Origin of the sequence: Brevibacillus parabrevis, assembly GCF_003710905.1 — a bacterium.
GTDB classification, from domain to species: Bacteria; Bacillota; Bacilli; order Brevibacillales; family Brevibacillaceae; genus Brevibacillus; species Brevibacillus parabrevis.
Window position 1 is genome coordinate 197311 of sequence record NZ_RHHV01000014.1, and the last position, 13674, is coordinate 210984.

Annotated in this window: 11 protein-coding genes; all 11 read left to right on the plus strand. The window is 54.5% G+C overall.

Going from position 1 to position 13674, the window contains the following annotated elements; genetic code table 11:
- Positions 1-13 precede the first annotated feature (13 nt).
- The 11 genes from EDM60_RS21450 (at position 14) to EDM60_RS21500 (ending at position 13645) form a co-directional block, all read left to right on the plus strand.
- The gene (locus tag EDM60_RS21450; protein ID WP_122965793.1) at positions 14-2461 is read left to right on the plus strand and encodes a bifunctional diguanylate cyclase/phosphodiesterase; all 2448 of its coding nucleotides are present in this window, start codon (positions 14-16) and stop codon (positions 2459-2461) included.
- Positions 2462-2633: 172 nt separating this feature from the next.
- Positions 2634-3212, plus strand: coding sequence for a glycerol-3-phosphate responsive antiterminator (locus tag EDM60_RS21455; protein ID WP_122965794.1), 579 nt, complete (start codon positions 2634-2636; stop codon positions 3210-3212).
- Positions 3213-3358: 146 nt separating this feature from the next.
- Positions 3359-4621 (plus strand): PTS galactitol transporter subunit IIC, encoded by a 1263-nt coding sequence (locus EDM60_RS21460; protein WP_122965894.1) that lies wholly within the window; start codon positions 3359-3361, stop codon positions 4619-4621.
- Between the two features lie 21 nt (positions 4622-4642).
- A complete protein-coding gene (locus EDM60_RS21465; RefSeq protein WP_122965795.1) occupies positions 4643-6157 on the plus strand; it encodes an FGGY-family carbohydrate kinase in 1515 nt (504 codons plus the stop codon).
- A gap of 14 nt (positions 6158-6171) precedes the next feature.
- Positions 6172-6930: an SDR family NAD(P)-dependent oxidoreductase gene (locus EDM60_RS21470; protein ID WP_122965796.1), complete on the plus strand. Its 759-nt coding sequence runs from the start codon at positions 6172-6174 to the stop codon at positions 6928-6930.
- Between the two features lie 29 nt (positions 6931-6959).
- Complete coding sequence (locus EDM60_RS21475) at positions 6960-7814, plus strand: class II fructose-bisphosphate aldolase (protein ID WP_122965797.1); 855 nt, start codon at positions 6960-6962, stop codon at positions 7812-7814.
- Between the two features lie 20 nt (positions 7815-7834).
- Entirely contained in the window at positions 7835-8875 is a 1041-nt protein-coding gene (locus EDM60_RS21480; RefSeq protein WP_122965798.1) for a 2-hydroxyacid dehydrogenase, read from the plus strand.
- 156 nt (positions 8876-9031) lie between these two features.
- Positions 9032-9616, plus strand: a complete 585-nt coding sequence (locus EDM60_RS21485) for a TetR/AcrR family transcriptional regulator (protein WP_122965799.1) — start codon at positions 9032-9034, stop codon at positions 9614-9616.
- 33 nt (positions 9617-9649) lie between these two features.
- Positions 9650-10966 (plus strand): cytosine permease, encoded by a 1317-nt coding sequence (locus tag EDM60_RS21490; RefSeq protein WP_122965800.1) that lies wholly within the window; start codon positions 9650-9652, stop codon positions 10964-10966.
- A 31-nt stretch (positions 10967-10997) separates the two neighbouring features.
- Positions 10998-12095, plus strand: coding sequence for a DUF917 domain-containing protein (locus EDM60_RS21495; protein ID WP_122965801.1), 1098 nt, complete (start codon positions 10998-11000; stop codon positions 12093-12095).
- A complete protein-coding gene (locus EDM60_RS21500) occupies positions 12092-13645 on the plus strand; it encodes a hydantoinase/oxoprolinase N-terminal domain-containing protein (RefSeq protein ID WP_122965802.1) in 1554 nt (517 codons plus the stop codon). Before EDM60_RS21495 ends, EDM60_RS21500 begins: the two co-directional genes overlap by 4 nt.
- The last annotated feature ends 29 nt before the right edge of the window (positions 13646-13674 follow it).

Below are 13674 nucleotides of genomic sequence, written 5' to 3' on the forward strand. Positions count from 1 at the left end.
CGGGGGGAAGAGAGTGCAACACCAACTTCACGGAACTTATGATAGCTTTCTTGTTGTTTTATCTTATTTAATCGCCGTCACCGCTTCCTACTCTGCTCTCGATCTGGCAGGCAGAGTGACAATCAGTCGGGGAAAACATCGCGTGCTGTGGCTGATTTTCGGAGCAACATCCATGGGGCTGGGCATCTGGTCCATGCACTTTGTCGGCATGCTGGCCCTGACTTTGCCGATCCATGTTATGTACGATATGGCCTACGTCATCTTGTCTGTCGTACTCGCTATTTTTGTTTCCAGCATCGCTTTGTACACCGTGACCAAAGACGAGCTGACGCCAAAGGAACTCGTCATCTCGGGAGCTTTCATGGCTGCGGGGATATCCGGCATGCACTACACCGGAATGGCAGCGATGATCATCGGGATTACGTATGACAGCTGGTGGGTCGTCCTGTCCGTCATCATTGCGGGTACGGCTTCGGTAGCAGCGCTCTGGCTGCTGTTTTACTTCCGCAAAGATCAGACGCGCTACGCGTCCTTGTACAAGCTGGGCAGCGCCCTGATCATGGGAGCGGCCATCGCGGGCATGCATTACACGGGCATGGTCGCCGCCAGCTTCCACACGGACTCGCTTGTGCGGGAGCACGTGCAAATGCAGATGCAGCCGGAGACGCTTGCGTACGTCATTGTGTTTGCTACGTTTTTGCTATTGGGCGTCACGCTCATAGGAGTGTTCATCAACAAGCGCTTTTCGCAAAAAGATTCCGAGATCGAGGAAAACGAGAGCTGGTATCGATCTTTGTATAAAAACAATGAATACGGGATTATTTCTCTGGATAAGACAGGCATGGTCATCGACATGAATCCGGCGGTGCAAAAAATAACCGGGTTGATCACCGAGCAATATATCAATCGCCACGTCGCCCAGATCGGATTGCACATTCCGAGAGCAGAGAGAGAGCAGACCAGAAGCTTGTTCTACGAGACGACGGCACAGCATCTGAACAGCTTTGAAACAGCGTGGAGCTACCCCGGTGGCGATGTCATCAAGCTGAGCGTGATGAAAGTACCTGTGGAAATCGCGGGAGAAATCGTCGGTACACACATCATCGTCAAGGATATTACAGAAGAAAACGCAGCCAAGCAAAAAATCGAATACTTGGCGTACCATGATGAACTGACGGGCTTGCCGAATCGCAGAAGGTTCAACCAACTGCTGGAGGAGGCGATCGAGCGCAGCGCTTCCGAGCAAAAGACGTTTGCCGTCATGGTGCTCGATGTGGATCGCTTCAAGATGATCAACGATTCTTTGGGGCACACCTACGGAGACTTGTTTTTGCAGGGCGTGAGCAAGCGGATTTTGCAGAGTGCAGCTGGATGCGAGGTCACGATCGCCAGGATGGGTGGCGACGAGTTTACGATTCTTTGCAAATGCGAGCCAGACGGCCGGGAAGCATCGGAACTTGCCCAAAAAATCATCGACACATTGAAGCAGCCGTTTCATCTGAAGGACAGCGACTTCTACATTTCGGCGAGCATCGGGACAGCCCTTTTTCCAGAGCACGGGTCAGATGCCGTCTCCTTGTTGAAAAAAGCGGATGCGGCGATGTACAAGGTCAAGCGACAAGGGAAAAACGGCCATCTGTTCTACACGGATGACCTCGACGCCCAACTGCTGGATCACATCGAGCTGGAGAGCGATTTGCGCAAAGCGATTGAACGAGACGAATTGGTCGTCTACTACCAGCCGCAGTTTCATTCCGAGTACAACCGGATGATCGGTGTGGAAGCGCTCGTCAGGTGGAATCACCCGACAAGAGGACTGCTTTCGCCTGGCCTGTTTATTCCACTAGCTGAAGAAACCGGCTTGATCTACGACTTGGGAACATGGGTTTTGCGCGAGGCGTGCCGCCAGATGAAACGCTGGCATGACGAAGGCGGACCGCTCATTCCTGTGTCGGTCAACCTGTCTTCCCACCAGTTTCATCAGTCCAACCTCGTGACGTATATCCGAAATATCCTGCAAGAAACGGGGCTTGCCCCGGAGTATTTGGAGCTGGAGATCACGGAGAGCATGATGATGGACCCGGCTGTCTCCATTCACATTTTGGAGGAGCTGAACAAGCTTGGCACACGCATCAGCCTGGACGACTTCGGGACAGGCTACAGCTCGCTCAGCTACCTGAAAAAATTTCCAATTCACAAGCTGAAAATCGACCGCTCCTTCATCACCGATATCTCCCAAAACCGCAACGATCGGGCCATCGTGTCCACAATCATTGCGATGGCGCAAAACCTCAAGCTGGATGTCATTGCCGAAGGCATCGAGACAAAAGACCAGCTGGACATTTTGACGGAAAACGATTGCAAAAAAATTCAGGGCTATTACTTCGCCAGCCCGTTGTCGGCGGCAGATGTTGAGACGATGTTCATCATGCCTTCCCGCGAGGCGCAGCACCTTGAATAGAGGCACAGCAGGTCAACCCGCGCTCACCGGGTTGGCCTTTTTTACGGGGAAAAGATTTATCTGAAAAAACGGAATTTCCGGTGAGGAGCAGTTGACAAACGATTCGTTCTGTTATTAAATAAATGGCGAAAGCGCTTTAATTACCAACAAGATGTCAAATGAGGGTTTCAAGATGGCGACTGATTTTTTTCCTAACCACGTCACGATTCCTTCTGTCAGGGACTTGCGCCATTTTCAGATCGCGCTGCAAAGCGACGCTCCGGTTATCCTCTTGTCGGATGTCCATATCGGAAATTTGAAAAGCTTGACGCAAAAATGCCACGAAGCCAAGAAAAAAGTGATTGTGCACGTGGACCTGATCGGCGGCTTGAACAAGGATCAAATGGGAATCAAGCTGCTCAAGGACTTGTTTCAGGTAGATGGACTCATTTCCCCGAGTGCCAAAATTGTCAACCGTGCGAAGAACGTAGGATTGATCGGGATTCACCGATTTTTTCTCCTCGATTCACGCTCGCTGGAAAATGGTTTGAAAGGACTGGAAATGAGCGATCTCGATGCGATTGAGATTCTCCCGGGTCCTTTTGCCAAGCAGTTTGTGAACCAGTTCCGCGCCGTGAAAAATGTCCCGATTCTCGCAGGTGGCTTTATCGATTCGGCAGAAGTCGTTCACGAGCTGTTCGCAGCCGGAATCAACGGTGTGACAACAAGCAAGCGTGAACTTTGGAACATACGCGACAACAAAATACGTTAACGGGTTATGTGTAGATGCGAAACCCTACAGAGAGTTAGTGCGAAAAGGCGCTAGCTCTGTGTAGGGTTTTTTGTTTTGGAAAGGGGGTGGTGCAGCGAACGAGCGTGCAAGGGCAAAGCGAAAAACAAATCAAAGGAGGCAACCGAATGGCGGTCATTCAGTTTTTGATCCAGTTGGGCCCATCTGTTATGATGCCGATTATTTTCTTTATTTTGGCGATGATCTTTCGGGTGAAAGTCGGGCAAGGCTTCAAGGCAGCGATGCTGGTAGGGATCGGGTTTGTCGGTATCAACCTCGTAATCGGCCTGTTATTGGGAACGCTGGGCCCGGCAGCAGAAGCGATGGTAAGTCGCTTTGGCCTGTCGCTGACGGTCGTTGACCCGGGCTGGCCTGTCGGTGCGACAATTGGCTGGGGGACGCCGATTGTCCCGATCGTTGTTTTCAGTGCTGTTCTCTTGAATATTTTGTTGCTAATGTTGAAATGGACAAAGACAGTCAACATCGACATTTTCAACTACTGGCATTTCATGCTGACAGGCGGTGTCGTGTATGCGGCAACTAACAGCATCGCAGTTGGTACGATCGCTGCACTCATTCACTTCCTGATCGCGATTGTGATTGCGGACATTACGGCGCCGAAAATCCAGAAAGAGTTCGACTTGAAAGGCGTCTCCTTTGCTCATGCCACATCGGCGATTTACGTGCCCATCGGCATCGCGGTGAACTGGATCATCGAAAAAATTCCCGGTTTGCGGGACATCAAGGCCGATCCGGAGGAAATTACCAAAAAATACGGCGTGATGGGCGAACCGCTCACGCTTGGTACGATTCTCGGGGTGTTGCTCGGCATCCTCGCCGGGTTCGGAATTGCGGAAATTTTGACACTCGGCATTCAAGTAGCGGCGGTGATGGTTCTCTTGCCTGCGATGATCAACGTGCTGGTCGAAGGGCTGGAGATCGTGCGGCAGGCGGCGGAACAGTTTTTGAAAAAGCGTTTCCCGGACCGCGAGTTTTACATCGGCTTGGATACGGCTCTCTTGATCGGCAATCCGGCTGTGTTGGCTACTGGGCTGCTGCTCATTCCCGGGGCGCTGGTCCTCGCGATTTTGTTGCCTGGCAACAAAGTGCTGCCTTTTGTCGATCTGGCTTCGCTCGTGTTCTTGATCCCGATGGCGGCACCGTATTTGAAAAAGAATCTCGTTCGTCTGTTCGTCTCAGGGCTGGTCATGGTCGCGTTCGTGCTGTACGCGGGAACAAGCATTGCGCCGCTGTACACAACCGCTGCGAATCTCGTCCATGTTTCGCTGCCTGAGGGTGTCAGCGCCACAACCGAGTTGGCCAACCTGGTCGGGGGAGCAACGACTCCGCTCGGCTGGATTCTCATCAAACTAGCTTCAATTTTTGCATGAAACCAGTAAGGGGGAGAGAACGTGGCACCATTTTTGATTGGGATTGACAACGGAGGAACAGTCACGAAAGCAGCTGTCTACACCGTGGATGGACGGGAGCTGGCGGTTTCCAGCAGAAAGACCGTCATGATCATGCCACAGCCTGGCCATACCGAGAGAGACATGGAAGAACTGTGGAAAGCGAATGTGTCCGTCATAAAAGAGGTGCTGGCAAAGTCGGGCATCGATCCTAAAGAAGTGGCGGGCGTGGCTGTCACGGGACACGGCAACGGACTGTACCTCGTCGACGCAGCAGGAAAGCCGGTTGGCAACGGCATCGTCTCGACGGATACCCGCGCCAAGCACCTTGTCGAGCAGTGGTATCAGGACGGAACGGCGGAACGCGTCCTGCCGAAGACGATGCAATCGATCTGGGCTGGCCAGCCTGTGGCGCTCTTGGGTTGGCTGCAAGCGAACAGACGCGAAGCGCTGGAAAAGGCACGCTGGATTTTGATGTGCAAAGACTTTATCCGCTATCGGCTGACAGGCGAAGCGTATGCAGAGGTGACGGACATCTCCGGCACCAACCTGTTCAACATCAAGGACGTATCCTACGACGATGAACTGCTCGCCGAATTTGGCTTGCAAGGCATCGCGGACAAGCTGCCGCCCGTCAAATACTCTGCTGACATTTGCGGCTATGTGACGGAGCAGGCGGCGAAAGAAACCGGGCTGGCGGTAGGGACACCTGTAGCGGGGGGATTGTTCGACATCGATGCGTCAGCGATTGCCTCTGGCGTCACTGATGAGGACAAATTGTGCGTCGTAGCTGGCACATGGAGCATCAACGAATACATCACGAAAGAGCCAGTCGTCGACAAAGCGTTGTTCATGACGTCCATCTATTGCATCCCCGGCTATTGGCTGACGCTGGAGGGCAGTCCGACTTCGGCGAGCAATCTGGAGTGGTTCACCAACGAATTTTTCAGCCAGGAACACGACGCGGCGCTCAAGCAAGGCATTAGCGTGTATGAGCTGTGCAACCAGATGGTAGCCAGCACGAAGCCGGAAGATTCCCACATCGTCTTCTTTCCGTTTTTGTTCGGCTCCAACGTGGACGCCAACGCCAAAGCGTGCTTTATCGGCCTGAATGGCTGGCACACCAAAGCGCATATGGTCAGAGCCTTGTACGAAGGAGTCGTGTTCGGTCACCGCCAGCATATCGACAAGCTGCTCGTCCACCGCTCCCGGCCAAAGGCGGTGCGCCTGGCGGGAGGGGCCACGAGGTCGGAAGAGTGGATGCAAATGTTCGCTGACGTTTTGCAGCTGCCTGTCGAGGTGGTCGAAGGCACAGAGCAGGGAACGCTTGGCGCTTCCATCTGCGCCGGGGTGGCAACGAAGCACTTCGATTCGTTCTCGCAAGCGGCAGAGTCGATGGTGAAAGTCAGCAAAATGTACACGCCACAAGAACAACATAGAGACATCTACGAGCAAAAGTACCAGGCGTATTTGGAAGTGCTGGAAGCATTGCAGCCGTTGTGGAAAAAACTTTCGTGAAGGATGGAGCAGACATGGATTTTGGCATCAAAGGAAAAAGCGCGATTATTACCGGAGCTTCAAGGGGCGTAGGCCGGGCGATTGCCTTGGCGTTGGCGGAAGAGGGCGCAAAAGTCATCATCAATTACAACCGCAGCGCCGACAGTGCAAATGAAGTAGTCGAGCTGATCCGGGAACAAGGCGGCGAGTGCATCGCCATCCAGGCAGATCTCGGCCAAAAGGCAGACTGCGACCGACTGATGAAAGAAGCGACCGCCGCATTTGGCAGCGTGGATATTTTGATCAACAATGCAGGCGTATGGCCGAAAAACTGGGTGACGGACATTTCCCTGGAAGAATGGAATCACACGATGGATGTCAATTTGACGTCGGTGTTTCTCACCTGCCAAAGCTTCGTCAATCATTTGCTCGCTGAAAAACGCCGAGGAAAAATTTTGAATGTGACTTCGCAGGCTGCTTTCCACGGCTCGACGACAGGTCATGCGCACTACGCCGCCAGCAAAGCAGGAGTGGTTGCGTTCACGATTTCGCTTGCCCGCGAGGTGGCGAAGCAAGGAATCAATGTCAATGCGCTCGCGCTCGGCATTGTGGAGACGGATATGATCAAGGCCGATCTGGAACAGAAAAAAGACTACTACGTCAGCCGGATTCCGCTGGGACGGGTGGCCAAACCGGAAGAAATCGCGGATATCGCCGCTTTCCTCGTCTCCGAGAAAGCGAACTACATCACCGGAGCCACGATGGACGCCACTGGCGGCATGTTGATGAGATAGAAGCACGAGAGAGGATAGGAGGAAGCAAGATGTTGACCACACTGCGTGAAGTAGCAAACGATGCACGAAAAAATCAATACGCCGTTCCGGCTTTTGACTGCGTAGGCGATATTATGGTGCGTACCATTCTCGATACGGCGGAGCGGCTGCAATCGCCCGTCATCCTGATGTGCCTGGAGCACAACCTGCGAGAGCCGAAAGGGTTCGTCTACCTGGCGGAATACATCAAGGCAGTCGCCCCTTTTTACAACATCCCGATCGTTTTGCACCTGGATCACGCGATGGACGTCGATCTCGTCCAGGAAGCGATCCGCTACGGCTTTACTTCGGTGATGATCGATGGGTCGAGTCTGCCGTTTGCCGACAATGTCGCGCTGACCAGGCAAGTGACAGACTTGGCTCGCCCGCACGGAATCAGTGTAGAGGCTGAGCTGGGACATGTGGGCGGAAACGAGCTGGGCGGCGCGTACGGCACAGAGTCGAAACTGACAGAGCCGCATCAGGTGGCCGAGTTTGTCGAGCGAACAGGTGTCGATGCCTTGGCTGTCTCCATCGGGACGGCGCACGGTGTCTACACGGCAGAGCCGAACCTGAACGTGGAAAGAATGCAGGAAATCAACCAAGCAAGCCCGGTTCCGCTCGTCCTGCACGGCGGTTCGGGAACGCCGGATGCCCAAGTGCAAGCAGTGGTCAAACACGGGATCAGTAAAGTAAACTTGTACGCCGATTGCCGGATCGCGATGGCAAAAGGCGTGAAGCGGGCTGCCGCTGAAATGACCAGAATCGACCCGTTGCCGGAAGAGATGTTCCTTCCGATCAAGCAGGAGCTGGAGCAAACGGTAGAACACAAAATTCGCATGCTAGGTTCGCTGGGCAGAGCGTAAGAGATATAGGAGTGAGAGAGATGAAAGTTTTGGCGATTGCCGATCGGTTTATTCCTTCCCGCGAGATGGGAGAAGGACTGCAAGAGTTGGAAAAGCTCGGTTTTCAGGTAGAGGTGCGGGAATGGCAGCACAACTCGCTGGAAGAATTGCAAAAAGACAATCTGGCGGTGGAGCTGCACGGGCCGGAAGCGGTGACCATGCCAGACAGCGTCTTTGCCGGAATCGAGCAATATGACGTGCTTGTCGTTCAATTTGCCCCCGTCTCTGCGAAAGTGATCGCGGCGGCAAGCAAGCTGAAAGTCATCGGAATTTTGCGCGGCGGCACCGAGAACGTCGCGATTGAGGCTGCCAAAGAGCGCGGCGTTAGCGTCCTGAATACGCCAGGCCGAAATGCCCGCGCCGTAGCGGAGTTTACGCTTGGCCTGATTCTTTCCGAGGTGCGCAACATCGCCCGTTCCCACGCTGCGCTCAAGCAAGCGGAATGGCGAAAGTCTTTTCCGAACAGCGAAGCGATTCCCGAGCTGTTTGCAAAAAAAGTCGGCCTGATCGGATACGGCAATGTCGGTCAGTTGATCGCCGGATTTCTCACCGCCATGGGCTGCGAGATTCTCGTGTACGATGAGTACATCGAGCAAGTGCCGGCTCCGTATCGCAAAGTGGCGCTCGACGAACTGTTGCAGCAAGCCGATATCGTTTCCTTGCATTTGCGGCTGACAGAAAAGACTCAGCATTTTATCGGGGAGCACGAGCTTGCGCAAATGAAGCCGAACGCAGTTCTGATCAATACGGCGCGCTCCGGGCTGATTGATGAAAAAGCATTGGTGGCATACCTGCAAGCAGGCCGGATTGCCGGAGCCGCTTTGGACGTGTTTGACAATGAGCCGCTGGCAGCGGATGATCCGTTGTTGCATCTCGACAATGTGACCATTACACCGCACATGGCGGGCAGTACGCGCGATGCCTTCACGAACAGTCCGAAACAGATGGCGGGCTACTTGGCCAACATCGTCCGCAAAGAGGGGAACGTCCCTGTTGTAAACGAAGTATTACCTCAACTGTAACAAGCTTCCAAAAGCCTTTGCTCATCGGTTTCGCCGCGAGCAAAGGCTTTGTTTTTTCACCGAGAAAAAGGATTGACTTGTCAGACGATTCGCTATAAGATTCACTTAATTAACGATCATTAAGTAAAAGTGTCACATAAACAAAAGGGGGTATCCATGACGACGAGAGACAAAATCAAGGCAGTTGCCCTGACCCAGTTTGCCAAGGGCGGGTATGAAGGGACGCCGCTGTCGGCCATTACAAAAGAAGTCGGGGTGACAACTCCGGCCGTGTACGCGTTTTTTGGCAGCAAGGAAGACTTGTTTTTATCGATTTTCGAAGATGTTTTGTCCAACCATTATCACTCGGTCAAAAGCGCGATTGAACAAGCGCAGGACGGTACCGTGGAAGAGCGGCTGTACCAGATTTTGCGCGGCGCCTTTACGTATCACGTCAGCCAGGAAGAAGAGACGATTTTTTACAAACGCGCGATGATGTTTCCGCCTGCGTCGCTTGAGGACAAGCTGAAAGAACGCTTCGGCGCGACAGAGGAGATGCTGACGCAGGAAATCCGCGCTTTGCTTGCGGAAGGAATCGCGGCGGGCGTAATCGCAGACCGTCCGCTTGACGATCTGTTGGACGGCTTTTTGTGCCTGATGGATGGACTGTTTTTGCAATTGCTCTACTATGACGAGTCGAAGTTTGAGCACAAGCTGCAAAACATCTGGAAGCTGTTCTGGAGTGGAATCGCCGGATCATAAAAAGACAGATACCGAACCTGGGGGTTAGATGACATGGAAGAGGCGAACAACAAGAAAAACGACTACGAACGCGAGCCGGTCCCACTCGCCTTGCGAAAAGGGTGGGTTCCGCTCAGCCTCGTCTGGATCGCCATCGGCATTGATATCTCATCAATGCTGCTCGGCGCGCAGCTTGGCTCTGGAATGAATTTTTGGGACGCCATCTGGGCGGTTATGCTCGGCTCCTTGCTTTTGGGGATCATGGGGGCCGTATGTGCTTACATGGGCGCAGCCACTGGCTTGTCGACTGCGATGATTACCCGCTACGCCTTCGGGGAGTACGGGGCGCGCCTGATTTCCGCCATCATCGGCATTTCCTTGCTGGGCTGGTTTGGCGTACAGGCCGGATTTTTTGCCCAAAATGCCCAGACAGCGCTTTCTTCCGTTTTGGGCATTGAAATGGACCAGGCAGTTCTCTCGGTCATTGGCGGACTGCTCATGATGTCTACCGCCATATACGGCTATCGAGCATTGGAAAAGCTCAGCTCCTGGGCTGTTCCGCTAATGGTCATCTTAATTGTTACTTCTATTGTTTTGGCTATTCAAAATCATCCGTTTTCGCAAATGGCGCAGACTGGGTTGTCCGGAGAACCGCTGTCCTTCGGGATGGCTGTCTCGCTCGTAATCGGCATCTTCGTCGTCGGGACGATTATCACGCCTGACGTTGCCAGATGGGCGCGGACGCGAAAAGATGCGATGCTCGCCTCGTTCGTCGGTTTTTTTGTCGGCAACAGCTTCATGATCGTCGTGGCGATCATTTTGTCGAAAGCGATGGGCACGAGCGATCTGACGACGATCTTTTTGGCGCTCGGCCTGGGCATCCCCGCGATTTTGGTCATCACGCTCGCGCAGTGGACGACGAATACGAGCAACCTGTATTCCTCATCGCTCGGCTTTTCCGTCGTCTTCAGCAAAACGCCCAAGGTATGGATTACGCTGATTGCCGGCCTGTTTGCCACGGCTCTTGCCTACATGGGCATTTACGATCGGTTTATTACGTTTCTGTCGTTCATCACGATGCTGATTGCGCCCGTCGGGGGAATTTGCATCGCCGAATATTACTTCGTCAACCGTGCGGCTTTTGCTTTTGACAAAGCGCATCGCATGTTGATTGCCCGCTCGCTGGTGTCGTGGCTACTCGCTTCGTTCATCGCTTACTGCACAACGGCGGCTCCCGATGGCTTGGGGTTGTTTCATTTGACGACGGTTCCGGCGCTCGACGGATTTTTGTGCGGCGTGTTGTTCCAGGTTGCTTTTGGAGTAGCCAGCCGCAGGAAGCAACAAGCCGAGGAAGCAGCCACAAGCAAATAATGCATACGTACACGCAGAAAGGAAGATACGCATGAGATACATTGACGCACAAGCGATCGAGGACATTGCAGCAGGCGCAGCCGTTTTGGGAACAGGAGGGGGCGGCGATCCGTACATCGGCAAAATGATGGCGTTGCAGGCGATTGAAAAGTACGGCCCGATTCCGCTCATGACGGTAGATGAGCTGGACGACGACGCGCTCGTCGTGCCTTCCAGCATGATCGGGGCACCTACGGTCATGGTGGAGAAAATTCCGGCGGAAGGCATGGTGACGCAAGCCCTCGAATTTATCGAGCAAGCGTTGGGGAAAAAGGTGGCGGTAACGATGCCGATTGAGGTCGGCGGGGTCAACTCGATCATTCCGCTGGTCGTTGCGGCGGAAAAAGGCATCCCCGTCCTCGATGCAGATGCGATGGGCAGAGCTTTTCCGGAGGCGCAAATGGTCACCTTTTACCTGGACGGACTGGCTCCGGCTCCAACCGCGATGACAGATGAGCGCGGCAACGGGATCGTGATGTATCCGGTAGACGGCGTCATGTCGGAGAGGTTCGCGCGCAGCGTGACCATCCAGATGGGCGGCTCTGCGGCGATGTGCGACTATCCGCTGTCGGGCAAACAGGTGAAACAAAGCGCCATTCCAGGCACGCTGACCTTGGCGCAGGAGATCGGCGCCTTGTTGCGAACCGCGCGCAGCCAGGAGACGAGTCCGGTGCGTATGCTTCTGGACAAGCTTGGCGGATTTGAATTGTTCACGGGCAAAACCGTCGACATTAGCCGCCGGACAGACAGCGGCTTTACAAAAGGCCAGGCGACTTTTGACGGGATCGACCACGATCGCGGACGCCAAATGATTCTCGGCTTTCAAAACGAGCACCTCGTCGCGCTGGAAAACGGTCAACCGCTTGCGACCACGCCTGACTTGCTCGCTGTCCTGGACAAAGAGACAGGCATGCCGATCACGACAGAAGGCTTGAAATACGGCGCGCGCGTCTCGATTGTGGCATTCCCGTGCCATGCCAAATGGCGGACGGCCAAAGGCATCGAGACAGTGGGGCCGCGCTACTTCGGGTACGATTTTGACTATGTGCCTGTGGAACAGCTGGTTGCAAAGAGAGGGGAAAAGGCATGAGCTACCGGATTGGAATTGACGTAGGCGGGACGAATACAGACGCGGTGCTGCTGGATGAACAGCTGCAAGTCGTCCACGAGGTGAAATCGCCGACCACAGCAGATGTCAGCTCGGGTATTTACGAAGCGCTGCGCCGCGTTGTGGCCGAAAGCGGAGTCAATCCGCAGCACGTTCGGTACGCCATGCTCGGAACGACGCATTGCACCAATGCGATTGTAGAACGCAAGCGCTTAAACCGCGTGGGCACCATCCGCATCGGAAAGCCAGCCACGACAGCCGTTCGGCCGATGATGGGCTGGCCGGAAGACTTGCGGGCCGCCGTAGGCGAGAACTGGCATATGGTGTCTGGCGGATACGAATACGACGGTCGGACAATCGTTCCTTTGGACGAGGAAGAAATCCGCAGCGCCTGCCGCTCGATGAAAGGCGACGTGGAGACGATTGCGATTTCCGGCGTCTTTTCTCCGGCCAATGCGGATCAGGAAAAGCGGGTGGCGCACATCGTCCGCGAAGAGCTGGGCGAATCTATCTCGATCTCCGTGTCGCATGAAATCGGCAGCATCGGCCTGTTGGAACGGGAAAATGCGACGATCTTGAACGCAGCCCTCATCCAGACGGCAAAAATGGTGGCAGAAGGTTTCCGCGAGGCGCTCGGCAAAAACGGGATTGAACATGCGGGAATCTTTTTCGGACAAAATGACGGGACATTGATGTCGCTCGTGTATGCGATTCGCTACCCGATTTTGACGATCGCTTGCGGTCCGACGAACTCGATCCGCGGCGCGGCTCATCTGTCCGGGCGAAAAGACGGGCTGGTCGTCGATGTCGGCGGAACTACGACGGATATCGGCGTTCTGATCAACGGCTTCCCGCGTCAGTCTTCGCTTGCCGTCGACATCGGGGGGATTCGTACCAATTTCCGCATGCCGGACATTCTCTCCGTCGCAATCGGAGGCGGCACGATTGTCCGCCGATCCGGCGAGGAAATCAAGCTTGGTCCGGACAGCGTAGGCTACCAGTTGCGCAATCGGGCATTGATCGTCGGCGGAGATACGATGACCGCGACAGATGTAGCAGTCGTCATGGGCCGCTTGAACTGGCCGGGGGCGAAAGTAGCAGGCATCGACCGGGCTTTTTGCCAGCAGGTAGACGCTCAATTGGTCGCAGCCGTGGAGGATGCGATTGATCGGATGAAGACGAGCCCGACTCCGGTCCCTGTCATTCTCGTCGGCGGCGGCAGCGTCTTGCTGCCTGATCAGATGAAGGGCGTCTCGGAAGTGATCAGGCCGAAACATTTTGGCGCAGCGAATGCGATCGGCGCGGCGCTCGGTCAAGTCAGCGGGCAAATCGAAAAAATATACGCGCTGGACGAGCAGACGAGAGAAGCAGCACTGGCGGATGCAAAAGCCGGAGCGATTCGCGAGGCAATTGCCGCAGGAGCTGATCCACAGTCATTGGAAATCGTTCATATGGAAGACATCCCGTTGGCGTATTTGCCGGGGAATGCCTTGTTGATTCGCGTAAAAGCGGCAGGGCTTTTGCAAGCATGACCACAAAGCTGATCGCATGACGAGCAAAA

Bases quoted from the DNA above. Each gene is read 5' to 3' on its own strand.
- EDM60_RS21460 (WP_122965894.1), top strand. From the start codon at position 3,359: ATGGCGGTCATTCAGTTTTTGATCCAGTTGGGCCCATCTGTTATGATG.
- EDM60_RS21485 (WP_122965799.1), top strand. From the start codon at position 9,032: ATGACGACGAGAGACAAAATCAAGGCAGTTGCCCTGACCCAGTTTGCC.
- EDM60_RS21475 (WP_122965797.1), top strand. From the start codon at position 6,960: ATGTTGACCACACTGCGTGAAGTAGCAAACGATGCACGAAAAAATCAA.
- EDM60_RS21480 (WP_122965798.1), top strand. From the start codon at position 7,835: ATGAAAGTTTTGGCGATTGCCGATCGGTTTATTCCTTCCCGCGAGATG.
- EDM60_RS21455 (WP_122965794.1), top strand. From the start codon at position 2,634: ATGGCGACTGATTTTTTTCCTAACCACGTCACGATTCCTTCTGTCAGG.
- EDM60_RS21490 (WP_122965800.1), top strand. From the start codon at position 9,650: ATGGAAGAGGCGAACAACAAGAAAAACGACTACGAACGCGAGCCGGTC.
- EDM60_RS21500 (WP_122965802.1), top strand. From the start codon at position 12,092: ATGAGCTACCGGATTGGAATTGACGTAGGCGGGACGAATACAGACGCG.
- EDM60_RS21495 (WP_122965801.1), top strand. From the start codon at position 10,998: ATGAGATACATTGACGCACAAGCGATCGAGGACATTGCAGCAGGCGCA.
- EDM60_RS21470 (WP_122965796.1), top strand. From the start codon at position 6,172: ATGGATTTTGGCATCAAAGGAAAAAGCGCGATTATTACCGGAGCTTCA.